Here is a 24,689-nt window from a genome sequence, read left to right on the forward strand (position 1 = left end):
CGATTCCTGCTCGAGCCACCAAAGTTTTGGCGCTATAGCCAAGTGGTAAGGCAGAGGCCTGCAAAGCCTTTATCCCCAGTTCAAATCTGGGTGGCGCCTCCAAATTGGAAAGCTTGCAAATATATATTTGTAAGCTTTTTTTGTCTTTAAAAATCATAATTATAAATAAGTTAAACTTTTGTAATTGATTAAAGTACTAAGATAATTATTATTTCAATATCAAACATTAAGTTTCAAATTAATATATCGATATATTGAAGAGTATAGGAGTTTCTACTATGTTTATATTAAAGCTTATGCCCAACAAAATATGAGACATTAGTAAAAAATTTTAATTTGATTCTTTTATAGAAAAAAGGGGGAAAGAGCATCAAATGGAAAATAATTTTCTTAAAAAAGCAATAAGAAAAACAAGTATTATTAGTGGACTGATGCTTATTTTAATAATTAGTATTATTATGCTAGTGTTATTTGAGTCGAAAGGTAAAATTCAATCTATTTTAGGAAGCCCAGAAGAAATCAATACTGTAGAGGAACTTGAAGAATATAATAAGACTGGAGAGGGGTATGCAACTTTAAATATAGAGTATATGGCAGACTCAGGTTATTATATTGCTAAAGATGGAGGAAAGGGAGCAGTAACAGAGAATGTATATATTGCAATTATTGAGGATAAATTTGTTACAGTAGCTTTACCTGCTAAAGTATCTTCAACAAATCCAAGTGAAATGGAAAACGTCTCATTTGTAGTTAAAAGATTTGATGGATTAGAGAATGCTAGTAAGGTTCAATTACTTGGCGAAATAAAGAAAGAAATTGCAGAAGGATTTGGAGTACCTATACAAGATGTAAATAATGGATTTATAGATGTTATGCTTAAAGATTCAAAAACGGATAGAGTACTAGAAAAAATATTTTACATAGGTATATTTATTGGATTAATATATTTAATTATACTTGTCATAAAAAGAGTAATTGCCGTAACAAATTATAGAAGTAGTAAAGTTATTAAAGAATTAAGCAAATATGGAAATATAGATTATATGGAAAACCAAATAAATCAAGAAATTAATTATCCAGAGTATGTTAGTAGAAGAATAACTATTACAAATAATTGGATAATAGATAAAACACCTTTTAGTATAAGATTTATGCCTATAGAAAGTTTAGTATGGGTATATAATGTGAGGACTAAACACTATCAAAATGGAATTAGAACAGGTACATCATTTTCGGTAATGTGCCACTCCGATAAGAATGAAAAACTTCCATTAAATGTAGGCGGAAAAAAAGATGAAGAAAAGGCAATAGGGATTATAGAATTACTTTCACAGAAAGCTCCATGGGCTATATATGGTTACAATGATGAAATAAAGAAGAACTTTAAGAAGAATCCGCAAAAAATTATTGAAGAAGTAAGAAATATAAAAATGGAAAATTCATTATAAAATAACTTCTAATAAAAATTTTTAGAAATATAAAGATAAAAGGATTAATTAGAAAAAACTATTTAATCCTTTTTTATTATGTATTGTTTTAAAATATGAGATAATTAAGACTTCAGTTTATAATTCTTATTGCAATAATTAATTATATAATAAATAAATTTCTTAGCTTCTTTTGCTCTTTTAACTTTTGATATATAAAGAGAATTTTTGGAAGTATTTTCCCTTATGCGAATAGCTTCTTCAATTATTAATCTCCAGCTGGAAGGTAAAAATTCAATTGAGAATTTAGCTCCTTCAACTTTTGAGGTTATTTTTTTATTCTCAAGAGTAAATAAAATTCTGCATAAAGTTAAAATAGAAAATTCTATACAATTATCAAATAAGAAGACTATGCTTTTATTTAGTTTATCTTTCCAATAAATATTTAAATTATAATCCATTGTATCTAATACATTATTCCATTCAACTTCAAAATTAAGATCATAAGCTTTAGGGCTGTTTATTCCTACGCCATAATGCTTTAATGTCCACCATGTAACATAATTAATATCATAATACCCACTAGCAGTGAGTTTACCATCAGCGAAATAAGGATAAGGTGTAATTTGTGAATTACTTTTACCTAAATCATTTAATTGAATGTACATTCCCTCCATTTTTCTCCCATAAGGGCTTTCTATATTAAGCTTTTTATGTATTGAAGATAATGATTCCAATTCTTGTTTTGATAGAGGCCTTTTAAGTATAGTTATAAAATCTATATCACTTTTATTAGCATCAAATTTACCTAATGCCAGTGAATTATAAACATAAACTCCAAAGATTTTATCTTTAAAGACACTGTTAATAGATGAATAATAATCATCTAAAAGTTTTACTATCATGTCAGGAATTTTATTTTTCATAGCATTACCTCATTAAAATTATTACTTGTATAAACATTATACCTAAATTTTACTAATTTGTATGCGATATTTATAAAGTTGTTATTAAACTAGTAATTATAAATAAAAAATGAGTTATTTCATTATGAGAGAAAGTCTTTAGCTGAAGAAGAGATTGGTAAAGTTATTAAGCTTTAAGAAAGCTTTTATGAAGAAATATACGGAGTTTTTCAAGTTAATATGGGCAGGAAAATCAACTATTATTTTTGTAATACTCTAGAAGAAATTTGAGAAATATATGGAGGTAATGAAAAGTTTAAAAATTTTTATTTAAATTGCGGCGATGATGCAGTAAAAGTTTTAGAAGGATTTGATGTTCTTTAGAAAGGTTAGAAAGTTTATTTTGTAAGTCTGTAGAAAATACAAAATATAATAATGTTATATATGAATATGTTAACAGTAGAGTATAGATTAAACTTTTATAAGTACCCTAAAAGATTAAGAAAAATAATTAATAGATTAAAAAATCCAGAGAATAAAAAACTCTGGATTTAACTTTAACATTTTTTATACAATTATAAAATATGCAATAAAATTTAAATTTCTTTATTATAATTATTGTATTCTAACAAAGAAATTAGCACTTCATCGTACTGTAAATTATTATATATATTTCTTAATTCTATTAGCGTATTATCATTTACTTCATACCATGTGCCATTAATTTTTACTAAATTATCTACAAATATTAAAGAACAGTTTAGTTCTCCCTCTACTTCTATTGAAAGTAATGGTTCAGTTGTATTCACTTGTTTTGTGGCATTATAATCAAGTGTATTTAAAAAAATTATAATTTCCTCCATGTCCTTTTTCTTAGTTATTTTTTTCATTTTAGGAGGGAAATAAAGCAACTTTATAGTTATATTATCAACATATTTTAGTGAAATAGATTTTGGATTGTAATTACATGATATAGTACATATGTCTAATACTATTAATAATATTATTAAGAATCTTTTCATAGTAAACTACCCACTTTTTTATAAAAATTAACGTTTATATTTTTTTACAGTAACTACAACTATTAATATTGGCATTGCAATTATTAATAAAAATATAAGTATTTTAGCAATTGATTTTAATAATATAAGACCTACTATTACTGAAAGCACGATTAAAAATGCCTTTTCAAGAAAGTCAGAATCTCGTTTGCAACGTTTTTTACGGTTGCAACATCTTCCTCTAGATCTCATAAAATTCCTCCTAAATAGTCCTATATATAAATTATGCAAAATATTTATATAGATGACATTATATCTTCAAATGAAAATTGCAAAATATAAAATAACTAATTCAAATGTCATCAAATGTCTAAAAAAAATTAAAAATTAATTAAACTTTTGATATCAATTCTAGATGATATAAATATTATATATCTGTAAGGTAAAATCGAGGAAGTGATTATAATATGAGGTTATAGTAAGCTGAATGATTAATTTTAGCAAAAATATAGAAGATAAAATAAAAAATTCATTATTTAGCTTCTAATCCTAAAATTTTTAATTTAGAGAATATTTGCATTAGAAAGTATGGACAATATAACACAAGATAAATGGTGCTATATAATAATAGTTTGTAATAAACCCTATTAAAGAGGTAATTTAACTATTAGTGAGCTTTAAAAGCCTTTAGGTCAAGTGGATTATTTCTATAAAGCCTAGTATAATACTCTAGGACAAGATAACAAGAAAATTTTAAGGTGTAAAAATTAGGAGGATTTAGTGATGGGGACTATGTATAAGGAAATTATATATAGAAAAAAATTACCAGTGCTATTATTTTTATTTGGTATAATGCTTATTTTCATACTATTGTCGGATTTTATAAATAGTTTGATAGGAAGTATGAGATTCGTTTGTAATATATTCTTTTTATTTCTAACTATAGGGTGTTGTGTTTTTGAAGCCTATAAGTGTAGTATTAAATATAAATATTCTATAATAGCTGATCAACTCATTATTCATAGAATAAGAGGAGATGCTCAATTTTTATTAGAAGATATAAAAATAAAAGATATAGAGTATATAGGTCAATGCTCTCAAGGAAGTAAATTTTTTAGAATTATAAGTCCTAAAAAATATATTTGCTCAATTTTTAAATTAAATAAATATTGTTGTGTTTATAAAATGAATGGTAAAGTTTTTAAGTTTTATTTTGAACCTAGTAATGAACTAGTTCAAAAGTTAAAAAATGTTAAAGAAAAAAATGCACTATGTTATGGACAATGTTTATAATAGTTAATGTACTTAATATATTAAGAAGTAACAAAGGATAGTTAATAGCTATCCTTCTTTTTTTCTTTTTTAACTTATAACAATTAATAATTATTTTTTATATTTTTATGAAGCTCAATTGTTATTTCTTCTAATAAATCATTTCTTTCAATAAAATCTACAGCAGTTATTGCAAGAGCTTCTGCTGCTTTCATAATTCTTTCTTTACATAGAGAAGATAAAGTTGATTCTCTAAATTCTAGCGAAGGGCAGTTAATATCCTGATTTTCAGTAATTGCTATAGAAGGATATATTGTGGGAGTAGTATGACTAATAGTTCCTATACCAAGGGAATATTCCATAGTTTTAGGGGTACAAATATTAATAATACCACATTCCTTTAAATTATTAGAAAATATCCTAGACAATATAGTATTACTTACAAGTTCTTTTGAGGGAAGTTCATAAAGAGTTATTTCATATTTAACATTCAAAATAGTATCTAATGTCTTAAGGTAGTTTCTAATTTTACGTTCTATTTCTTCCGCATCTTTTATATTAGGAGATTTTATATTAAATTTGAACATTTCCTTAACTTTTTTACCGTGAACTCTATTATTTATATCTATACATAAATTATCTATATAACATTTATCACAGGATGATTTAACTAATTCATTTATACTACTAAGATTGAAAATAGAATAATCTAAGGAATTATTATATGGAGTATTTAATATATACTCTATTTTTAATGGAATAGATGCCATAGATGTACCACTTTCAGAGCTACAATTATCCACATGAGGAGCTAAAATAACATCCATATCTTCAAATACATTCTCATGGGTCATTTTGATTTCACTACCATTGGAGTAAAGTCCTGGGCAACCTATTATGACTATACTACCAGAAAGTTTATCTATTGCTATTCTTGAAGCTATGGCAGTAGCCATTGAAATAGAAGCATTAGCGTTGTTTCCATAGATATGTCCATCTTTTTCATCAGCACTATATTTGCAAATAATACAAATTTTAGGATGACCTTCTCCGTATTGACCATAAAAAGCAGTTGGGATACTTAAGAAGTTATCTGTAATATTAAAATCATACTTTTTTAACATATCTATTAAATATCTTGATGATTTATTTTCATAAAAAGGCTTTTCAGGATTATTATATAAAAACTCGCATAGGGAATAGATATCTTCTTTGATAGTTGATAAAAAACTTATTATATTTTGCTTCACTAAATATCTCTCCATTCAAATTAAAATGCATCATAGTTAGTATATCCAAGAAAAATTTATTTATTGGTATATTTTATATCTTAAAAAATTTTATGATTCATTAAGAAATATCTTTAAATTATAATTATATTTTGTCACTTATAAATTGAATTAAGTAGTGTATTGTTAAAATAGGTAGAAATATTAGGAAATATTTTAGCAAAAATTTTAGTGGACAAAATAAATAATCAATACTTCATGAATAAAATATAGTACAAGGGGCGATAATTGGGATATATTAAGCTTAGCAATTGCAAGGGGGATTAATAATAAAAATGAAATGTATAATATGCGGAAAGCCTCTAAATAATGGTATAATAATATATGGTAGAGGTATTTGTATTAGCTGTGAACACAGACTAATAAATTCGAATATTGAAACAGACTTCTACGAATTTTATAAAATCTGTATTAGGAGAAGCTTAATACAGTTCTTATTAAGAGGAGTGAATAATGAATGTCAAGATTACCACTTGTAGAGGGGCTCTTGAAGTATGTGAAGGAAAATAATGTACCTTTTTCTATGCCTGGACATAAGGCTGGAAGGGGACTAAATTATACTAAAGAGGGCATTGAGCTTCTCAATAATATTGTAAGTTGCGATATTACAGAAGTAGATGGATTAGATAATCTTCATAATCCTGATGGAATAATAAAGGAGTCATTAGAGCTTTTAAGTAATTTCTATAATAGTCAGAAGTCTTATTTTTTAATAAATGGGAGTACTAGTGGAAATTTAGCAATGATTTTTTCAAATTTTAATGAAGGTGATAAAATAATAGTAGAAAGAAATTGTCATCGTTCTATATATAATGGAATCATTATGAGGAAATTAAAGCCAATATATATTAAAAATAAGATGGATTATAAATATGATGCTCCTTTTTCCATAGATAAGGAGCATTTTTCGTGTATTATAAGAGAGCATAATGATGCTAAGGGAATAATTATAACTTATCCAAATTATTATGGAATATGCTGTGATTTATCTTATATTGTTAATGAAGCTAAAAAATATAATATGAAAGTTCTAGTGGACTCTGCTCATGGTGCTCATTTTAGAGCAAATGAAAAACTACCTAAAGATGCTTTAGAATTAGGATGTGACATGGTAGTTGAAAGTTCACATAAAACTATGCCAAGCTTTACTCAAACTGCTTTTCTTCATGTAAACCATGGAATAGATATAGAAAAGATTGATTTTTATACTTCATCATTCTTAAGTACAAGTCCTTCTTATATGCTTATGGCATCTATGGATTATGGAAGATTTTTTTTAGAGACTTATGGAAAAGATGTGTATGATAAGTTAATAGAGTTATGTGAAGAGTATAGAATTAAAATAAATAAATTAGAAGATTTTCATATTATAAATAAAAAAGATTTATATTCAGATATAGACTTAGATAAAACAAGATATATAATTAATGTTAAAAGTGGATATAGTGGGCATAAGCTTCTAGAATATTTAAGGAAAGAGAAAATTCAATGTGAGTTAAGTGATGCAAGAAATGTAGTAGCTATATTTTCACCATTTAATGATAGAACTGATTTTGAAGCTCTATATAGAGCTTTAGAGGGATGTAATATAGAAAAGTTAAGAGAGAATAGAATAGAGGCTCTAGAACAGGAAATACCCGAATTAAGACTGCTTCCATATGAAGTTATGGAAAAGAATAAAACTAAAATTAATATAAATTGTTCTTTAAATAGAATTTGTGGAGATTCAATTGTTCCTTATCCACCAGGAATTCCATTGGTAATGCCAGGCGAGATTATAAATAAAGATATTATAAAGTCTATTAATTATTACATTGAAAATCATGTTACAATACTAGGAGTAGAAGAGAATAAGATTAGTGTAGTAGCGGAATAGATATTTTAAAATTAGGGAGGAACCTATGAAAAAAGGGTTATTAATAGCATTAGAAGGACCAGATGGTGGTGGAAAAAGCACTCAAATAAGAATGCTTTGTGATTATTTAGAAAATAAGAATCATGAAGTTCTGTTAACTCGAGAACCAGGAGGAACAGATATAAGTGAAAAGATACGTCAAATTATATTAGATAACTCAAATTCAGAAATGTGTGATATGTGTGAGGCATTGTTATATGCTTCATCTAGAGCGCAACTTGCAGAAGAGGTTTTAAAGCCAGCTCTTGAAAGAGGTTGCATAGTGCTTTCTGATAGATTTGTATACTCATCTATTGTATATCAAGGTATAGGTAGAGGACTTGGTATTGATAGAATTAAGTATATAAATGACGCTGCACTTAATGGAGTAAAAGCAGATTTAACTATTATGATTAATGTATCTTATGAAGAGGGGCTAAAGAGAAAATCTAATCAAAGAGATTTAGATAGACTTGAAAATAGTGGTAACAATTTTCATAAGAAAGTTTATGAAGGATATCAATATATTGCAACCAATATGGATAATATAATAGTTATTGATGGCAATAGAAGTTTGCAAGAGGTTCATGAAGATATTGTAAGAGAAGTAGAAAAATTTATAGGTTAATAAAAAATATATTAAAAAATATTTAAAGAATATGATAGAATATTTATAATATATAAATAATAAAATTTATATATTAAGATTAATTATTAAGGAGGGATTGTTATGAAACTAGTTATTGCAATAGTACAAGATGATGATGCAGGCGATTTAATAGACGTTATAACTGAGAATGGATTCAGAGTAACAAAACTTGCTACTACAGGAGGATTTTTAAAATCAGGAAATACTACATTAATGATTGGTGTTGAAGATGATAAAGTTGATACTGTTCTAGCATTAATAGAAGATATATGCAAGGTTAGAAAGCAAATAGTTTCATCGCCTTCACCAGTAGCAGGTTCAACAGGGGTGTATGTACCTTATCCTGTAGAAGTAGATATTGGGGGAGCTACTATATTTGTAGTAGACGTAGACAAATTTTTAAGAGTATAATAATATAAACTTGAATTTAATAATGTGCAGTAAAATATAGTATTTTACTGCACATTATTTATAGATATAATATAGTATATAAACTTGTAAATTTGTAATATATTAGGAGGAATGTTGTGGGCTATAAAGATATAATAGGACACGAAGAAATAATTAAAACTTTTGATATTACAATAAATAATAATAGATTTTCTCATGCTCATATTTTCTTAGGAGAAGATGGTATTGGTAAGAGTGTTATTGCTAAGAATATAGCAATAAAGCTTATTGGAGAAAGTGAATATAAAGATTATGTTGATATTGTTCATTTTAGATTAGAAAAAAATAAAGCTTCTATAGGAGTAAATGCCGTAAGAGGGCTTATAGAAGAAATTAATAAAAAGCCTTATCAATCAGAAAAAAAGGTTGTCATTATCCATGAAGGTCATAAAATGACTATTCAAGCACAAAATGCGCTTCTAAAAACAATAGAAGAACCGCCTAAAAATGTTTTTGTTTTTATCTTATGTGAAAATATAGAAAATATATTGGATACTATCAAATCTAGATGTCAAATACATAAATTTAATGCATTAAGTGAAGATGACATGCGTACGTATTTGCAAGTTAATTATCCTAAATTAAATGAGGACAATATAGCATTATTACTGTCTTTTAGTAATGGTGTTCCAGGAAAAGCTGAATTTCTGATGAATAATGAAGACTTTAGAGAATTAAGGAATAAAGCTATAAATATAATATTACTCTTAAAAAATATGAGAGAATTAGATATATTTAGGGAAGATGAGTTTTTTACGAAGAACAGTAATATGTGGGAAGATATAATGGAAGTTTTTATTTCTTTTATAAGAGATACCATTATTTATAAGGAAGTTGGTTGTGAAGAACTAATTATAAATAAAGATAAACTTGAAGAAATAAAACAATGTGCAAATATGTTTTCATTCACTAAATTAAATGATATTATTAGTATAATAAATGAAACCAGAGAGAACATTGATAGAAATGTAAATAATTTGTTAGCTTTTGATGTTATGTTACTGAAGATGCAGGAGGTGTAACATGGTTACAGTAATTGGTGTTAGATTTAAGAAGGCTGGTAAGATATACTACTTTAATCCAAGTGGTTTAGATATAAAAAAAGGTGATTTTGTAGTAGTTGAAACTGCTAGGGGAGTGGAGTTTGGAGAATGTGTAATTGGAATCAAGAGCATTAGCGAAGAGGAAATAGTTTCTCCACTTAAAAATGTTATAAGAAAAGCAGAACCAGAGGATATAGAGAAGAATATTGAGAATAAGCAAAAAGAAAAAGAAGCCTACGATATATGTGTTGAAAAAATATTAAAACATGGCTTAGATATGAAACTTATAGATGTGGAATATACATTTGATAATAATAAGGTTATATTTTATTTTACAGCTGATGGTAGAGTAGATTTTAGAGAGTTAGTTAAGGATTTAGCTTCTATATTTAGAACTAGAATCGAGTTAAGACAAATAGGGGTTAGAGATGAAGCTAAGATGACAGGAGGACTTGGTCCTTGTGGAAGAACCTTATGTTGTTCTACATTCTTAGGTGAATTTGTTCCTGTTTCAATTAAGATGGCTAAGGAACAGAACTTATCATTAAATCCTACAAAGATATCCGGTATATGTGGAAGACTTATGTGTTGCTTAAATTACGAGCAAGATATATATGAAGAAATAAGAAAAAAACTTCCAAAGGTTGGATCCATAGTTGATACGCCTTATGGTGAAGGTGAAGTAATTAGCAATAGCGTAATTAAAGAAAGTGTTAAAGTTAAGGTTCGAATCAAAGATGGAGAAGATGAATTAAAGGTTGTAAAAATTGAAGATTTAACATTGATTTCTGGTAGCTATGAGGATATTATTAACGATGTAGATATAAAAGAACTGGAAGGCCAAGTAGAAGATCCAGATATGATAAAAGAATTATTTAAGGAAAATTAGGAGGAAAAATATGAAATCAGTACTTAAAGTGTGCGATATGGTGACATCAAAAGATATTTCTAATGTTAGAAGTGCAATTTCAAATAATCAAGGAGTTTTAGCCTGTCAGATATTAACTGAAAGTAAGGAAATTGAAATTGTATATGATGACTACTTTATTAGTATTGATGATATTATTGAATCAATAGAAGACAAAGGATATACAGTACTGTAAAAAGCGGCTTAGGTCGCTTTTTTTACTTATTATATATAAATAAAAATTTAAATTTTCATCTTTTAAAAAAGCGTGACAAAGTCACGCTTTAAATATTAATTCCATGTAGTATGAAGTAAGCTAAGAATAATAACGAAATAATATACATGGAAGCTGATAATTCTTTTTGCTCTTTTTTAAAGAACTTCATCATTGGGTAAGCTATAAAACCAAAGGCGATACCATCAACTATACTGTAAGTTAAAGGTATTAGCACTATTGTTAAGAAAGCAGGAAATCCTTCTGTAAAATCTGAGAAATTAATATTTTCTACATTTTTTATCATTAATCCCCCTATTATTATTAATATTGGTGAAATTGCTGCATTAGGTATTATTTTTATAAATGGTATAAATAATAGTGAAACAAGGAATAGTATACCAGTAATTAGTGAAGTAAGACCTGTTTTTCCACCAGCAGTTATACCAGCAGTACCTTCTACCGTTGACACAGAAGGACTAGTACCTAATAATCCACAACATAAAGTTGATAATGCAGTTGCTTTTAATGCAGGGCTAAACTTATTTTCAGATTTTAGCATTCCATTTATTTGACCATGTAGCAATCCTATGTTTTCAAAAACTAAAACTAGAGTTAATGAAAATGTAGCTATCCAAAAGGATAAAGTAGATATTTGACTAAAATCCATACTAAAAAACAATTTGTTATAGCTAGAAATATCAATACTACCAAAATTGATTCCAGTAAGGTCAATAATATTAAAGCTAAAACAAATTAAAGTTCCAACGATAATACTAATTAAAAATGCACCAGGAATATCTCTTAGAAATAAAAATAAGGTTATTGCTAAAGTTATTAAAAATGCTAAAACCTCTGGAGAATTTAAACTTCCTAATGCTACAAGGTTTTTGGCATCACTTATAATAAGCCCACTTTTTTGAAGTCCTATAAAAGTAATAAATAAACCTATGCCTACTGTTATTGCCTCTTTTAATGATTCTGGAATAGCTTTTGATATTATAGTAGATAATTTTGTAAATGCTACTATAGAAAATAACACTCCAGACATAACTACTGCAGCTAAAGCCTGCTCATAACTTAGTCCTATGGATTTAACTATAGTGTATGTAAATAATGCATTTACTCCCATGCCTGGCATTAATATTAACGGCGAATTACTTATAAATGCCATTAATAAACAACCAACTAACGAAGCTAAAACAGTAGCTACAATCTGCCCTTCTAAGGGCATTCCTGTATCACTTAAAATACTTGCATTTACTACAATGATATACACTGCAGCAAAAAATGAAGTTAAACCTGCAGTAAATTCGCTTTTAAAGCTTACTTGATGTTCTTTAAGGTTGAAAAACTTTTTCATCCTCTCTACCTTCTTTTTCTATATCCCTCACCCACCCTCATCTATAAAGATGCACTAAGATTATAACATAAAGTAAAAAATAATTGTTATAGATTTTCTAGAAAAATTTTAACTCTTATTATGCACGTTAAAGGATAATTAGTTAGCATAGCAACCTATCTTATATGATACTTAGTTATAGTTTTAACTACTATTTTATTTAAGATGACTTAATTTGAATATACTTAGTGAAAAGGGTTAATAATAAGATTAGAAGGAGGCGATTTACTTATGAAAAAAGTTGCTGTTCAAAAGGGATTAAATCCAGTAAAAAGTTATTTAAATCAAGAAGGGTATACAGTTAGAGAATTTGATAGAAACAAGAAAAACACAGAGAGTTTTTTAAATAAATTTGATGCTGTAATAGTAACTGGAGAAGAAGAGAACATGATGGGAATGCAAAATGCATCAATTAGTGCTCCAATAATTAATGCTGACGGTATGACTCCACAACAAGTAAAAGATCAATTAGAAAATCAATTTAAATAATAAAATTAATTTAAATGGGAAAAATCTAAAGCGATTTTTCCTTTATCATTTTAGCTTTTAGGCATAGGCCTATATTATAGTCTTAATATTTAAGCAGAGTATATGATATTTTTATTTTGCTTAAAATGAAACATTTGTCACATTTTTAACAAATTATATTATTTCATAGATCTAATATAAAAAAAGTTATAAATAAATTTTAGAAAAGTGAATAAAATTCAAATATCTGTTAATTATTTAGATAGAAATTAGAAATTAGTGAGGTGTATTACATTATGAAATTTAAAAAGGAAATAATTGCAGCTATAACCTGTGCTGTAGTTTTAGTAGGAATTTTTTTAACTGTTAGCTTTATAGGAAAAAAAGATGCTGCCTTATCCACTAATAATGGAAATGATAAAAAGGTAACAGAAACTGAAAAGGATAAGAAAAAGCAGGATGAAAATAAAGACAACGAGAGTAAAAAAACTAACAGCAAAGAGACAAAAGATAAAGAAAATAATGATAAAGAAAAGAAAGTAGAAACTAATAATCCTGATAATCCTGAAGAAAAAAAAGAAAATGAAAAGAAAGTTAATAACAACAATGACAAACCACAAGAAGACAAAAAGGAAGATGAAAATAAATCTTCAGATAAAAATCCTAATTCAAGTTTAACTAAAGAAGAGGGAATAAAAGAAGGGATATATGTAATCCAGAAAAATGACACATTATACAGTATAGCTAATGCATATATGCCAAGTCATGATACTAGCTTAGTTATAGAAACTATAATGAAAAGAAATAATTTTAATAGTTCTAATAAAATAATTCAAGGACAAGAAATTATAATTCCTTATGAAGTTGCTTTGGAAACTAAAGCTACATCAACTTCAACAGAAGATGATAAGAAAAAAGAGAACTTAAAAGAAACTGATAAAAAAGCAGATGACAAAAAAGAGCCTTCAAAAGAAACTGATAAAAAAGTAGATGAAAAAAACACAGATGAAAAAAAAGAAGATAATAAAGAGAAATTAAGTGGAAATAAGTATGAAATTAAATCAGGCGATAATCTATATAGTATAGCTAAGGAAAAAATGCCTGAAATTTCATTAAAAGAAGCAGTTGAAAAAATTAAAGCTTTTAATGAAATTAAAGATGAAGATGCTATAAGAGCTGGAGAAGTAATATATATACCAGCTAAATAATTTGTAACAAGTTATATTACTCCTAAAAATATAGTAACCCTATAAGTCTAATAATTGACTTATAGGGTTATATTTTTAATATATTTATACTACTACTTTCTGCATATAAAAAGTCACTATCTAAAGTTAGCAAATAATTAATACAATGGCATTCAGCAGTTGCTAATATAGTGGCATCATTTACAGAAATTAAATGTTTTACCATAAGTTCTTTAGCTTTTAATATACAATCTTTATTTATGTCTAAATAATTGAATTTTATAGTATTTTCAAGCTGAGTATGCATATTAACAGCAGTTTTATAGTATATGGTTAATAATTCCTTCTTCAAAATATTTTTAGAAAGATTATCAAAATACTTTTTATAAGGTATATCAACAAGCTTATCAGTTCTTTTTTCTTTAAGCGCTTTTCTATCGTACTTATTAAAACTAGATATAATAGTTCGTATATTATTACGACTATTGAAAGGGGTATTCTTCCCAGATTTAAATTGTATATCAAGCATAAAAACCTTATACATAATTTGATTTAATACCTCAGAAGAAATTATAGAGGTAACATATAAAATACATTTATTTAGTAATAATTTTCTAAGAATTTCTATACATTCAGAATGCTTTATATCTTCATCATAAACTAAAGATAAAAGAAAGGAGGTATCTAGCATTATTGAAGTGTTTTCATCAAATGTAACACTTTTAAAGGGATATAAAATCATTTCCATAAGATATACCTTCTTTACACATAGTATATTTAAAGTTTATTAAGGTATATCTTTAGTTATTACATTAAGATGTTAAAAATCTTTAATATTATTGGACTTAAGCATACAGTGATTAGCCCAGCAATTCCTATAGCTAGTCCACTCATTGCACCTTCTGTTTCACCTATCTCTATTGCTTTTGTTGTACCTACCGCATGAGAGGAAGTCCCTATTCCTATACCAATAGATAAACTATCCTTTATTTTAAATATTTTAAATACTAATGGCGATATTATAGCACCAATTATTCCTGTTATAATTATTGCGGTCACTGTAATAGCAGGTATACCTTGAAGCTGTTTTGAAATTTCCATACCTATAGGTGTGGTAATAGATTTAGGTATTAGTGAAAGAGCAATAGTATTATCTATATTTAACAATTTACACAAAATAATAATAGAAATCATACCTACAAAACTACCGACAGTTATACCAACGATTATAGGTAATGCATTTTTTTTAAATAAATCAATTTTATTGTAAAGTGGAAGTGCTAAAACTATGGTTGAAGGGGTTAAAAAGAAAGAAATTAACTTACCCCCACTATTATAGTCTTCTAGTGGGATTTTAAATATTACTAAGAATGATATTATAAATACCATAGATAATAGTAAGGGATTAAATAATGCTATTTTAGTTTTTTTACTAATGTACTGTGCTAATATGTAAGATAATAATGAAATTAGTATAGCAAATAATGGTGTTGATAATAACTCCTTCATTTAATATTCACTTCCTCATATATATTCTTAGTCTTTTTCTTTTGTAAAGATGATACAAATTGTACTGTATAAGCTGTTACTAATAGTACTATTATTGTTGTTACTATACATACAAGTAATATTTTAAATATGTTTCCTTTTAAAATATCAAAGCACCCAAGCACTCCCACACTTGCAGGAATAAAGAAGAATGCTAAATTACTTAAAAAATAATTACATACATCTTCTATAGCTTTAGGTTCAATTATTTTAGTCATTAAGGCTAAAAGTAATAAAAGCATACCCAATACATTTCCTGGTATAGGTAATTTAAGAAGACTACTTATAGCTTCACCAAGAAATGTAATAAGCAGTATGATAGATAGTTGCTTTAAAATCTTCATTTTATCACTCTCGTTTCTCTAATTATTTAATTTTAAAGTTAGTTATGTTTTAAAATAAATATTATGTTTATGAGATTTAATATTTAAAACTTAATTGCTTTAAAACTATAGATATACCAGCTCTAAAATTAATGTATATGTGAAAATAAGATATTTTTTAGTATCATAGCTCAAACTATTGAATTCACAATTCACAATTGTGGATATCTCTCAGTAAAAGCTGAGAAATTTAAAATTATTTATTCTTGAAGTGATACAATCACTTATACAATTGAGAATTGATGATTGACAATGGACAATTACAGATACTTCTCTTTTATAAGAGAAGTTTTGAACTTATTCCTTTTAAAAGTAGCACAATCACTTTTATTGAAAAATCTTTTAAAGAAATTAATTCATAAAGAATTAATTTCCACCATAATTGTGAATTTTGCATTGTGAATTGAAACACTCAAGGGTGTAGCTATATTCAGCTATACATTAATTTTTAAAGCAGTTTATCTATATTTATAGTAGGCTACTTAAGTTTCAACAACATCTTTTTAAAACATTACTTAAAAATTTAAAGCAAGAAATTATAAAAATTTATTCCCATTGTATATTTTAATACTTTTTTGGCAAATATACTAATATAAGATTTAAGCAAAATATAAAACCCTAGAAGCAACATTCAGATATTATGTTTTAGTTTATAGTGTTTATTTAGTAAATATACACCTATATAAATTTGTTTGTTGCTTCTCCCCCTATAAAGAAAAATTATACTTTATTTTAAAATATAGATAGTTTAGAACCGAAAGGTTCTTTTTTATTTGGTGGGAATATAAGTGATTTCGAATTTTAGGCATAAATAAATTATAATTAATTGCTAAGTGGATAGGGTATAGTTTATAAAATTCTCATAATGAAATTTTTAGCCTATTATTATATAATGTTTTCTATATTTAATATTAAGTCATACTCAAAGATAACTAATCATTATATTCAGCTATTTCGCTGTATACTGTATGATAAGGAGAACAGGATAGATAACTATCAGGAAAGTTGTTTTCTTGTCTCACACAAGATATACTTGTTTTTTGAATAGTTGTTTTATATGCCTAAGTTAAAAAGTTACTTTTATTAAAAGTGAGGTTTAAATATGAATTTTATAAAAGAGAATGAAACATTAGATGATCTGCAATTAAAAGGCATTCATGTTATCCAAAAAAAAGAAGGTTTTAGATTTGGTGTAGATGCAGTACTTTTAGCAAATTTTTCTAAGGTTAAAAGAAGTCATAGAGTTATAGATTTATGTAGTGGAACAGGTATAATTCCCTTCATTTTATCAGGAAAGACAGAGTGTAATAGTATAATGGGAATAGAGATCCAAGAAGAATTTGTAGAGATGGCAAATCGCTCAATAGTTTATAATAAGCTTCAAGATAGAGTTAGCTTTATAAATGGAGATTTAACAGATATAAAACTTTTAAAGACTATTCCAAAAGCTGATGTAATAACAGTTAATCCACCATATAAACTTTATAATTCAGGGATAATTAATGTGAATGATAAAAATGCTATTGCTCGCCATGAAATATGCTGTAAATTAGAGGATGTTATCATAGCATGTAGAATACTATTAAAGGATAATGGGAGAATGTTTATGGTGCATAGACCAGACAGGCTTATAGATATAGTAACGCTTATGAGAAAACATAAGATAGAACCTAAGAGGATAAGAATGGTTCATCCGTCTCCAGGAAAAGCACCTAATATAGTTTTAATAGAAGGGCAAAGAGATGGTGGTGCCTTTTTAAAATGGGATGAACCGTTAAATGTTCACACTGAAGATGGTGGATATAGTGAAGAAATAATAAAAATGTATAATTCTCAAGTTTTAAAATAATTATTGCAAAGGATGATTTAAATGAGTGGTAAATTATATCTAGTACCAACTCCTATAGGAAACTTAAAAGATATAACTTTAAGGGCGTTAGAAGTATTAAAAATGGTAGATGTTGTGGCTTGTGAGGATACTCGTCAAAGTCTAAAGCTATTAAATCATTTTAATATAAGGAAGACCTTAATTAGTTATCATAAACATAATGAAAATGGAAAAAGTGAAGATATAATTGAAATGTTAAAAGAAGGCAAAAATATTGCAATTGTAAGTGATGCTGGTACGCCAGGAATTTCAGATCCCGGTGAAGTAATAGTAAAAAAGTGTATAGAAGAAAATATAGATTTTGAAGTACTTACAGGTGCAACGGCTATTACTACAGCACTTGTTTACTCAGGATTAGATACAACTAAATTTATTTTTAGAGGATTTTTACCTAGAGAAAATAAGGATAGAAAACCTATTATTGATGATTTAGTAAACAGAACGGAAACTTTAATATTTTATGAAGCACCACATAGAATACTAAATACATTAGAATTCTTATATGAAAATTTAGGAAATAGAAAAATTGCAATATGTAGAGAACTTACTAAAATGTATGAGGACATTATAAGGATGACTTTAGGTGAAGCTATAGAATACTATAAAGAAAATTCACCTAGAGGTGAATATGTTTTAGTTTTAGAAGGAAAAAGTTTAGAAGAATTACAGGAAGAAGAGCGATCCAAGTGGAATAACTTAACTGTGGAAGAACATATCAAAGTTTATATAGAAGAGGGATTTAATAAAAAAGATGCCATAAAAAAGGTTGCAAAAGATAGAGAAATGCCAAAATCTGAAGTTTATAAGTATTCCATTGATATATAAATATATATATATATGAACTTAAATGGTACATTATAACACATATTTTATGGAAAAAGTAAAGTTTTTGTAACAAAATAAAAGAAATATTGGTTAAAACCTTGAGTTTGTCCTTTAAATGGTGTTATAATTAAAAAGAAATTTTACTGGGAGGGATTGATGTGAATAAAAAGATTGTAGCAATTGCTATGGCAATGGCAATAGTGACTTCGAATATGGGTGTAATAGCTTATGCTAATCCGTTCGATAGTCAGGTTAGTGAAAAAAATAATGAATATAAAAGCGCTCAAGAAAAAGTAGACGAAATAAATTCAAAAATTCAAAAATTAGATAATGAAATATCAAACATAATTATTGAAATAGACGAAACAAATGGTAAAATAGCTAAAACTGAAGATGAAATAGAAAGTACTAAAGAAAATGTGAAACAAACAGAAGATAACATGGTTGAAGAAGAAGATTTATTCAATCAAAGAATGAGAGCTATGTATATGAATGGAATGGATAGCTATGTTGAAGTTATCCTAAATTCAGAAGGAGTTTCAGATTTAGTTTCAAGAGTTGAAAATGTTAAAGAAATAATAAGTTATGATAAAGAGCTTATGACTGAATTAACAAATAAAAAAGTTGCATTAGAAAAACAAAAATCAGAACTAGAAGATAAAAAAGCTGAATTGGTAGTTCTTAAAGAAGGAAATGACAATAAAAGAAAAGATTTAGAAGTTATGAAAGAAAGCCATAATAAAGAGTTTGAAGTGGCTAAAGCAGAAAAAACTAAAGCAGAAGATGAGTTAAAAGCAGCACAAGGTAAACAAAGTGCATTTAATACTGAACAAGATAGAATAGCAGAACAACAAAGAATAGCAGAACAAGAAAGAATAGCAGAGCAACAAAGAATAGCAGCAGAACAAGAAGCAAATAATNNCAAGAGGTGGCGGTTATGATGAAGGTAATTATGAGGAACCGTCTGGTGGCGGAACATCAGCACCTAGTGCTAGTGGACAAGCTATTGTTGATTATGCTTATAGCTTTTTAGGTATAGACTACGTATGGGGAGGAAATGATCCATCAGGATTTGACTGCTCAGGATTAACTCAATATGTGTATAACCATTTTGGTATAGATATTACAAGAACTACTTATACACAAATTGGACAAGGTTCATATGTGTCAAGAGACCAATTAGTTCCTGGTGATTTAGTATTCTTTGGATATAATGGAAGTCCAGATCACGTTGGTATCTATATTGGAGGAAATCAGTACTTACACGCTCCACAAACAGGAGAAGTGGTTAAAGTATCTCCAATGACTAGAAGTGACTATATGACTGGAAGAAGAATAGTTCACTAATAGTCATTAGAGCTAGATATTATTAATTTAAACATTGAAAATAAATGAAATTTATATAAATAGACCATTGATTTCTTCGATGGTTTATTTTTTTATAATATTATTTATTCTAATTGTACCATTGTAGAACATAGAGAAAGTTAAAAAAAGATTACAAAATATAAAAAAGTTATTATATAACTTTTAATAAAGTAGAAAATATATAAAATACGGAAATTTAACCAACCATTAACTTAATAAATAGTTAGTAGATAAAATAGTAGGATGTAATATGAAAAAATAAAGCTATATAGTGTTTAAATAGGCCTAATAGGCTTTAGTTACAACTTTATAGTTTAATATATATAAAAGGTTATCTACGTTTAAAAGTGTTTTAGAACATAATAAAAACGTTAGCAAAATTTATGCTAACGCCTTTTATTATAAAAGTGATTATTCAGATTTTAATGCTTCTAAGCAGTTTTTACAAACGTTTTTAGATTTGTAGTTTATAACATCTCTAGCATCTCCACAGAATATGCAAGCAGGTTCATATTTTTTTAATATTATTTGCTCACCATCTACATATATCTCTAGAGCGTCCTTTTCACCTATATTTAATGTTCTTCTTAGCTCTACTGGGATAACAATCCTTCCAAGCTCATCTACTCTTCTTACAACACCAGTTGATTTCATAATGTATTTCCTCCTAACGCAAAAAAGTTTTTTCGACAAAATATTATTTAATATTATATATTCTTAGATATTTAGCATAATTTCTTAAACCTATACTCTTATAAAGTTACAAAATTTCTACTAAATTCCATCTATAGTTAATATACTACCATATTATACAAATGTCAATATTATTTTTAATTTAAAATACAAAAAAAAACACCGATGATAAACGTTGAAATCAAGCGATTCGCTGATAAATAGAGCATTTATGCTCATAAATTTAACAATTATATTAATAAAAATATTTTAAGAAATAAATGTAACAATATGGTTATAGTATTAAACAATGTCGAATATTATAAGAAAACCTTATATATTATGGTTAAAAAAGTAACTTAGATGTATAATAATATATATATTTTTAAACTAAATACTTCTTAGAACAATTTATCGTATTATATGTTCTTTTATTAAAATCAAAATACATAGTTAGTTTTATTTATTTCCAAAAATTTTCATATTTATTTTTAAAAATATTGGTTTACATATATTTATATAGTAGAAAAATTAAGAATATAATATCATTTAAATAAAATTCCATAAATTACATAATAATTAATAAAAGTATACAAAAGGACACTAGATACAATAAAATGACGGATTTGATTCAATTATTTCCACAAAAACATAACAAGTTATACACAGGCCAATTGTTGATAATGTGGATAATTATATGCAAATATTCACAGTTATAAACAACAATATTGGAAATTGGCATGAATAAAGGGAAAGTTATGCACAGATTTTGTGAATAACTTATAATAAAATGTGTATAACTTGCTGTGGATATTATTAAATGATGTTAATAAGTAAAAGATTGCAATATTTTATTTCCTGATTTGCAATTAATATAATATTGTCGAAATTAATAATAAGAAAACAACTTTCAAGAGATGAATAATATGTATTTTATGGTTAAAAATAATTTGTAATAAGTTTATATATAACATATAATATGAATACGAAGAAAATATTAAAGATTAATGTAGTAATAAATTGAATTTGAGGTGAGCATATGGAAAATAATTCGAATCAAGAAAATAGTAATGTGAAAAAAGGCTTTAGCCCTGAGGCTCTATCTACCATATTAGATAGAATATCCGTTATGGCAAAGGATATTGCTGAAAAAAGCGTGATTCCTTATGAAGAACTACCACAATATGATTTGTTTTTATCACAGGTAAAGGATTACTTAAATGATAGATTTGATGATGATAACTTTACTAATAATATACTTCAAAATTATATAAAAAGTGAAGTAATATCTAAACCAGAAGATGGTAAAAAAAGAGGCTATACAAAAATTCACTTAATACAATTAGTTTTGTTAAGTTATATGAGACCTATACTTACTACAGAAGAGATAAGAAAAGTATTTAAGCTAGCATTTAATGAAATAAACAATAGAGAAGATGATATTTTATCATGGGAAGATACTTATGAAGTTTTTTCAAAGATGCAAAAGGATAGTTTTAATGGGCTTTTCATAAATGAGGAATTTAACGATAAAGAAAAATTAAGCGATTACTTTAAAAATCATGATTTTAAAGAAGAAGAACATGAAAGAATTCTTGTATTTTTAGTTGTAATGACATTAGTAGCTCAAGCTAGTTCAATTAAAAAGCTTGTAAGAAGAATTGTTAGTGAATATACTGATGAAAATTAGAAATTACAATATTCCTTAATAGAATGGATAAAATACTATCATATATCACAAAATAATTATAAATTTAAGAAATTATTTTTGGTATAGGAGTTGAACATATGAAGCGATTACGTATAATTGATATTAAGGATAAACAATCTTCCCAGAAGTTTACCATGCTTGTTATGATTAAAAAGAAGTTTTATGATGCTGAAGGAAGAGTAATGCATTATGTGGGAGATAATAGTGGAGACTTAAAGGTATTTATACCAGAAGGTGCTAAATATAATATAGGCGATGTTATAAAAATAGAGGCAATTTCAGATGGTAAATTTAAAATAAATAAATCTGAAAAAATAGAAAATTTTAGAATAGAAGATTTTCTTCCTACTATTAAAAGATCTATAGAAGATATAATGAATGAACTTAAATCTATATCTGATGAAGAGTTTAAAGATAGTGAAGTAAAAGCATTAAATGATTATTTCTTTAATGATATAGAATTTTTAAATAAATTTAAAAGAGCAATTGCAGGACTAAGTCAACACCATGGATATTTAGGTGGACTTGCTGAACATACTCTAAATGTTACTTATTTGACTAAGGTTTTTGCATATAGATACAATTGTAAACATAAAGAAATTGCTATTTTAGCTGCAAAGCTTCATGATATAGGTAAAATATATGAATATAATTATGATGGACCATTTTCTATGAGTATGAGGGGAGAAATGGAAGGGCATATAGTAATAGGTATAACTATGATAGAAGATGCTTTTAAAAATCGACCGGAACTTTATACAGAAGAATTTAAACATAGAATAAAGGGGTGCATAGTTCAACATCATGGAAAGGTGGAATATGGCTCTCCTAAAGCGCCTAATACTGAAGAGGCTTTTATAGTTCATTATGCTGATTATGTGGATGCAACAATGAATAAGGTAGAACAAATTAAGGATATAACTGAGCCAGGAACATGGTCCGAATACGACAGGAGAATAGGTACAAAATTATTTGTATAGGAATAAAAAAAGCTATGAATTTTCATAGCTTTTTTTTAGTTATATAACAAGTATTGAATAATTTTTGTAAAAACTATGATATTAAAACAGTTCTATTTATTAACAAGTACTTGGTGCTACTATACCTGATACTACCTTAAAAGTTTCTCCAAAAATTGTTTTTGAATAGAATACTTTACAGTTTTCAAATATTTCTGCTTCCTCATTATCTACAACGAATTTTATTCCTTCAATTGTTTCTGTTATATCGTTTTGTTTCTGCTCATCCAGAACAGCTCCTAAAGTCGGGCCACCTCAACCAAAGCCTTTAATCATCAATCTGAAAGCGTCCTTATCACTTTTTTCAAGCTTGCTTAAAAGAGCTTTTTTTGTTTTGTCGTCAAATGATATTTTCATTAAAATTTTCCTCCTTTATTTTAAGTAGTTGGTTATAATATTAGTGTACCAAAAACTTATGATATAAATCATTTAGTTAGTGGTAATGTTTAGCTACATATCAAATTTAGATTATTAATAAAAATATTTAGTATATTTGTATATCTCATGATATTTGTTATAGTATATTTATAGGGTTACTTAATGAAAATCTATTTTTCACAGTATATTTTAAGTCTTCATGTTGGATATTTATATTATACTATATATATATTCAAATATCTATATATTTGAATATAATAATTTAAAATTATTTTTATTTTAATAAATTTATAATACATATTATGTTATTTTAGCAAGTATTGGTGAATATGATATATATTAAATGTAAATTTGATTTATGAGTTCATATAATCATTTAAATTCTATAATTGCAAAATTGATAATTAACCACTAGCAATGAACAATTATGGTGAGCTCTTAGCAGATAATGAGAGTTTTTTAGCTGATTTTTTACTGACGATATATTACTAGTTCTTTATAAGAATTTATGCTTAATTATAAAATTATTAATATAATATACATTGAAGTAAAATATTTGTAATTGAATAAAATATCTTGACAACTATTAAAGATTTATATAATATGTATTTTAAGATAAAAAAATATGTTAAAACTTTAATATAATCCTTTTAAATTTGATCCTGTGAGATTAGAAAGGGAAGATAGTAGTGTTATGTAGGTATATAGGTGTAGCTATAATTATAGCTATAGCTATATGGTTATAGTAAAGAAAAATGCTTTCCTTTCAGGAAAGCATTTTTTATTTTA

General features: G+C 26.4%; 26 protein-coding genes and 1 tRNA gene. 18 read left to right on the top strand and 9 right to left on the bottom strand.

Going from position 1 to position 24,689, the window contains the following annotated elements; all coding sequences use genetic code 11:
- The first annotated feature begins 28 nt into the window (after positions 1-28).
- Together B3603_RS21040 and B3603_RS21045 are read left to right on the top strand one after the other, a co-directional pair.
- A tRNA-Cys gene (locus B3603_RS21040) sits at positions 29-102 on the top strand.
- Between the two features lie 272 nt (positions 103-374).
- The gene (locus B3603_RS21045) at positions 375-1,448 is read left to right on the top strand and encodes a DUF6709 family protein (RefSeq protein WP_291568648.1); all 1,074 of its coding nucleotides are present in this window, start codon (positions 375-377) and stop codon (positions 1,446-1,448) included.
- A 104-nt stretch (positions 1,449-1,552) separates the two neighbouring features.
- Here B3603_RS21045 and B3603_RS21050 read toward each other — a convergent pair whose 3' ends face one another.
- From B3603_RS21050 to B3603_RS21060, 3 genes are all read right to left on the bottom strand, one after another.
- The gene (locus B3603_RS21050; protein WP_291568649.1) at positions 1,553-2,353 is read right to left on the bottom strand and encodes an aminoglycoside adenylyltransferase domain-containing protein; all 801 of its coding nucleotides are present in this window, start codon (positions 2,351-2,353) and stop codon (positions 1,553-1,555) included.
- Positions 2,354-2,928: 575 nt separating this feature from the next.
- Positions 2,929-3,354, bottom strand: coding sequence for a hypothetical protein (locus B3603_RS21055; protein WP_291568652.1), 426 nt, complete (start codon positions 3,352-3,354; stop codon positions 2,929-2,931).
- Between the two features lie 27 nt (positions 3,355-3,381).
- A complete protein-coding gene (locus B3603_RS21060) occupies positions 3,382-3,585 on the bottom strand; it encodes a hypothetical protein (RefSeq protein ID WP_291568654.1) in 204 nt (67 codons plus the stop codon).
- Between the two features lie 531 nt (positions 3,586-4,116).
- On the opposite strand from B3603_RS21060, the gene B3603_RS21065 reads away from it, so the two are divergent.
- Entirely contained in the window at positions 4,117-4,626 is a 510-nt protein-coding gene (locus tag B3603_RS21065; protein WP_291568656.1) for a hypothetical protein, read from the top strand.
- 83 nt (positions 4,627-4,709) lie between these two features.
- Here B3603_RS21065 and B3603_RS21070 read toward each other — a convergent pair whose 3' ends face one another.
- Entirely contained in the window at positions 4,710-5,855 is a 1,146-nt protein-coding gene (locus B3603_RS21070; protein WP_291568658.1) for a hypothetical protein, read from the bottom strand.
- A 314-nt stretch (positions 5,856-6,169) separates the two neighbouring features.
- Between B3603_RS21070 and B3603_RS21075 the strand changes: the two genes are divergently transcribed.
- The 7 genes from B3603_RS21075 to B3603_RS21105 all read left to right on the top strand — a co-directional run bounded on the left by B3603_RS21075 (position 6,170) and on the right by B3603_RS21105 (position 11,033).
- Positions 6,170-6,373, top strand: coding sequence for a sigma factor G inhibitor Gin (locus B3603_RS21075; protein ID WP_396153483.1), 204 nt, complete (start codon positions 6,170-6,172; stop codon positions 6,371-6,373).
- Complete coding sequence (locus B3603_RS21080; protein WP_291568661.1) at positions 6,352-7,770, top strand: aminotransferase class I/II-fold pyridoxal phosphate-dependent enzyme; 1,419 nt, start codon at positions 6,352-6,354, stop codon at positions 7,768-7,770. The genes B3603_RS21075 and B3603_RS21080 overlap by 22 nt, the downstream gene beginning before the upstream one ends.
- A 25-nt stretch (positions 7,771-7,795) precedes the next feature.
- The gene (gene tmk, locus B3603_RS21085) at positions 7,796-8,416 is read left to right on the top strand and encodes a dTMP kinase (RefSeq protein WP_291568663.1); all 621 of its coding nucleotides are present in this window, start codon (positions 7,796-7,798) and stop codon (positions 8,414-8,416) included.
- 102 nt (positions 8,417-8,518) lie between these two features.
- Positions 8,519-8,848 carry a cyclic-di-AMP receptor gene (locus B3603_RS21090; protein ID WP_039634945.1) on the top strand — a complete coding sequence of 110 codons (330 nt, stop codon included), beginning with the start codon at positions 8,519-8,521 and terminating at the stop codon, positions 8,846-8,848.
- A 116-nt stretch (positions 8,849-8,964) separates the two neighbouring features.
- Positions 8,965-9,909 carry a DNA polymerase III subunit delta' gene (locus tag B3603_RS21095; protein WP_291568667.1) on the top strand — a complete coding sequence of 315 codons (945 nt, stop codon included), beginning with the start codon at positions 8,965-8,967 and terminating at the stop codon, positions 9,907-9,909.
- A gap of 1 nt (position 9,910) precedes the next feature.
- Positions 9,911-10,819, top strand: coding sequence for a PSP1 domain-containing protein (locus B3603_RS21100; protein ID WP_291568669.1), 909 nt, complete (start codon positions 9,911-9,913; stop codon positions 10,817-10,819).
- 10 nt (positions 10,820-10,829) lie between these two features.
- Positions 10,830-11,033, top strand: a complete 204-nt coding sequence (locus B3603_RS21105) for a ferredoxin (RefSeq protein ID WP_039634950.1) — start codon at positions 10,830-10,832, stop codon at positions 11,031-11,033.
- Between the two features lie 88 nt (positions 11,034-11,121).
- On the opposite strand, the gene B3603_RS21110 is transcribed toward B3603_RS21105, so the two are convergent.
- On the bottom strand, positions 11,122-12,414 hold the full coding sequence (locus tag B3603_RS21110) for an NCS2 family permease (protein WP_291568671.1): 1,293 nt from the start codon (positions 12,412-12,414) through the stop codon (positions 11,122-11,124).
- 270 nt (positions 12,415-12,684) lie between these two features.
- Here B3603_RS21110 and B3603_RS21115 point away from each other — a divergent pair, with 270 nt between their 5' ends.
- Both B3603_RS21115 and B3603_RS21120 read left to right on the top strand, forming a co-directional pair.
- Entirely contained in the window at positions 12,685-12,942 is a 258-nt protein-coding gene (locus tag B3603_RS21115) for a YkuS family protein (RefSeq protein ID WP_291568673.1), read from the top strand.
- Positions 12,943-13,217: 275 nt separating this feature from the next.
- A complete protein-coding gene (locus tag B3603_RS21120) occupies positions 13,218-14,129 on the top strand; it encodes a LysM peptidoglycan-binding domain-containing protein (RefSeq protein WP_291568675.1) in 912 nt (303 codons plus the stop codon).
- A gap of 67 nt (positions 14,130-14,196) precedes the next feature.
- Here B3603_RS21120 and B3603_RS21125 read toward each other — a convergent pair whose 3' ends face one another.
- The 3 genes from B3603_RS21125 to B3603_RS21135 are packed head-to-tail and all read right to left on the bottom strand — an operon-like array spanning position 14,197 to position 16,000.
- Positions 14,197-14,856, bottom strand: coding sequence for a type II toxin-antitoxin system VapC family toxin (locus B3603_RS21125; RefSeq protein ID WP_291568678.1), 660 nt, complete (start codon positions 14,854-14,856; stop codon positions 14,197-14,199).
- Positions 14,857-14,915: 59 nt separating this feature from the next.
- Positions 14,916-15,617 carry an LrgB family protein gene (locus B3603_RS21130; RefSeq protein WP_291568679.1) on the bottom strand — a complete coding sequence of 234 codons (702 nt, stop codon included), beginning with the start codon at positions 15,615-15,617 and terminating at the stop codon, positions 14,916-14,918.
- The gene (locus B3603_RS21135) at positions 15,614-16,000 is read right to left on the bottom strand and encodes a CidA/LrgA family protein (protein ID WP_291568681.1); all 387 of its coding nucleotides are present in this window, start codon (positions 15,998-16,000) and stop codon (positions 15,614-15,616) included. Before B3603_RS21135 ends, B3603_RS21130 begins: the two co-directional genes overlap by 4 nt.
- Positions 16,001-17,141: 1,141 nt before the next feature.
- Here B3603_RS21135 and B3603_RS21140 point away from each other — a divergent pair.
- The 4 genes from B3603_RS21140 (at position 17,142) to B3603_RS21150 (ending at position 20,099) form a co-directional block, all read left to right on the top strand.
- A complete protein-coding gene (locus B3603_RS21140) occupies positions 17,142-17,888 on the top strand; it encodes a tRNA1(Val) (adenine(37)-N6)-methyltransferase (RefSeq protein WP_291568684.1) in 747 nt (248 codons plus the stop codon).
- A 21-nt stretch (positions 17,889-17,909) separates the two neighbouring features.
- Entirely contained in the window at positions 17,910-18,752 is an 843-nt protein-coding gene (gene rsmI / locus B3603_RS21145) for a 16S rRNA (cytidine(1402)-2'-O)-methyltransferase (RefSeq protein ID WP_291568686.1), read from the top strand.
- Between the two features lie 158 nt (positions 18,753-18,910).
- Positions 18,911-19,693 (top strand): coiled-coil domain-containing protein, encoded by a 783-nt coding sequence (locus B3603_RS23350; protein WP_422653198.1) that lies wholly within the window; start codon positions 18,911-18,913, stop codon positions 19,691-19,693.
- Positions 19,694-19,787: 94 nt separating this feature from the next.
- Positions 19,788-20,099 (top strand): C40 family peptidase, encoded by a 312-nt coding sequence (locus B3603_RS21150; protein ID WP_291568707.1) that lies wholly within the window; start codon positions 19,788-19,790, stop codon positions 20,097-20,099.
- Between the two features lie 432 nt (positions 20,100-20,531).
- Here B3603_RS21150 and B3603_RS21155 read toward each other — a convergent pair whose 3' ends face one another.
- Positions 20,532-20,774, bottom strand: coding sequence for an AbrB/MazE/SpoVT family DNA-binding domain-containing protein (locus B3603_RS21155; protein ID WP_191741413.1), 243 nt, complete (start codon positions 20,772-20,774; stop codon positions 20,532-20,534).
- 1,057 nt (positions 20,775-21,831) lie between these two features.
- Here B3603_RS21155 and B3603_RS21160 point away from each other — a divergent pair.
- The gene (locus tag B3603_RS21160; RefSeq protein WP_396152588.1) at positions 21,832-22,482 is read left to right on the top strand and encodes a DUF1836 domain-containing protein; all 651 of its coding nucleotides are present in this window, start codon (positions 21,832-21,834) and stop codon (positions 22,480-22,482) included.
- Positions 22,483-22,580: 98 nt separating this feature from the next.
- Positions 22,581-23,483, top strand: coding sequence for an HD domain-containing protein (locus tag B3603_RS21165; RefSeq protein WP_291568690.1), 903 nt, complete (start codon positions 22,581-22,583; stop codon positions 23,481-23,483).
- The last annotated feature ends 1,206 nt before the right edge of the window (positions 23,484-24,689 follow it).

The organism is Clostridium sp. UBA2485 (assembly GCF_002341865.1).
Classification (GTDB): domain Bacteria; phylum Bacillota; class Clostridia; order Clostridiales; family Clostridiaceae; genus Clostridium_J.

What these genes read in the sequence shown, in the direction of transcription:
- B3603_RS21045 (WP_291568648.1), top strand. Translation starts at nt 375, where the DNA reads ATGGAAAATAATTTTCTTAAAAAAGCAATAAGAAAAACAAGTATTATT.
- B3603_RS21050 (WP_291568649.1), bottom strand. Translation starts at nt 2,353, where the DNA reads ATGAAAAATAAAATTCCTGACATGATAGTAAAACTTTTAGATGATTAT.
- B3603_RS21055 (WP_291568652.1), bottom strand. Translation starts at nt 3,354, where the DNA reads ATGAAAAGATTCTTAATAATATTATTAATAGTATTAGACATATGTACT.
- B3603_RS21060 (WP_291568654.1), bottom strand. Translation starts at nt 3,585, where the DNA reads ATGAGATCTAGAGGAAGATGTTGCAACCGTAAAAAACGTTGCAAACGA.
- B3603_RS21065 (WP_291568656.1), top strand. Translation starts at nt 4,117, where the DNA reads ATGGGGACTATGTATAAGGAAATTATATATAGAAAAAAATTACCAGTG.
- B3603_RS21075 (WP_396153483.1), top strand. Translation starts at nt 6,170, where the DNA reads ATGAAATGTATAATATGCGGAAAGCCTCTAAATAATGGTATAATAATA.
- B3603_RS21080 (WP_291568661.1), top strand. Translation starts at nt 6,352, where the DNA reads ATGTCAAGATTACCACTTGTAGAGGGGCTCTTGAAGTATGTGAAGGAA.
- tmk (WP_291568663.1), top strand. Translation starts at nt 7,796, where the DNA reads ATGAAAAAAGGGTTATTAATAGCATTAGAAGGACCAGATGGTGGTGGA.
- B3603_RS21090 (WP_039634945.1), top strand. Translation starts at nt 8,519, where the DNA reads ATGAAACTAGTTATTGCAATAGTACAAGATGATGATGCAGGCGATTTA.
- B3603_RS21100 (WP_291568669.1), top strand. Translation starts at nt 9,911, where the DNA reads ATGGTTACAGTAATTGGTGTTAGATTTAAGAAGGCTGGTAAGATATAC.
- B3603_RS21105 (WP_039634950.1), top strand. Translation starts at nt 10,830, where the DNA reads ATGAAATCAGTACTTAAAGTGTGCGATATGGTGACATCAAAAGATATT.
- B3603_RS21110 (WP_291568671.1), bottom strand. Translation starts at nt 12,414, where the DNA reads ATGAAAAAGTTTTTCAACCTTAAAGAACATCAAGTAAGCTTTAAAAGC.
- B3603_RS21115 (WP_291568673.1), top strand. Translation starts at nt 12,685, where the DNA reads ATGAAAAAAGTTGCTGTTCAAAAGGGATTAAATCCAGTAAAAAGTTAT.
- B3603_RS21120 (WP_291568675.1), top strand. Translation starts at nt 13,218, where the DNA reads ATGAAATTTAAAAAGGAAATAATTGCAGCTATAACCTGTGCTGTAGTT.
- B3603_RS21125 (WP_291568678.1), bottom strand. Translation starts at nt 14,856, where the DNA reads ATGGAAATGATTTTATATCCCTTTAAAAGTGTTACATTTGATGAAAAC.
- B3603_RS21130 (WP_291568679.1), bottom strand. Translation starts at nt 15,617, where the DNA reads ATGAAGGAGTTATTATCAACACCATTATTTGCTATACTAATTTCATTA.
- B3603_RS21135 (WP_291568681.1), bottom strand. Translation starts at nt 16,000, where the DNA reads ATGAAGATTTTAAAGCAACTATCTATCATACTGCTTATTACATTTCTT.
- B3603_RS21140 (WP_291568684.1), top strand. Translation starts at nt 17,142, where the DNA reads ATGAATTTTATAAAAGAGAATGAAACATTAGATGATCTGCAATTAAAA.
- rsmI (WP_291568686.1), top strand. Translation starts at nt 17,910, where the DNA reads ATGAGTGGTAAATTATATCTAGTACCAACTCCTATAGGAAACTTAAAA.
- B3603_RS21155 (WP_191741413.1), bottom strand. Translation starts at nt 20,774, where the DNA reads ATGAAATCAACTGGTGTTGTAAGAAGAGTAGATGAGCTTGGAAGGATT.
- B3603_RS21160 (WP_396152588.1), top strand. Translation starts at nt 21,832, where the DNA reads ATGGAAAATAATTCGAATCAAGAAAATAGTAATGTGAAAAAAGGCTTT.
- B3603_RS21165 (WP_291568690.1), top strand. Translation starts at nt 22,581, where the DNA reads ATGAAGCGATTACGTATAATTGATATTAAGGATAAACAATCTTCCCAG.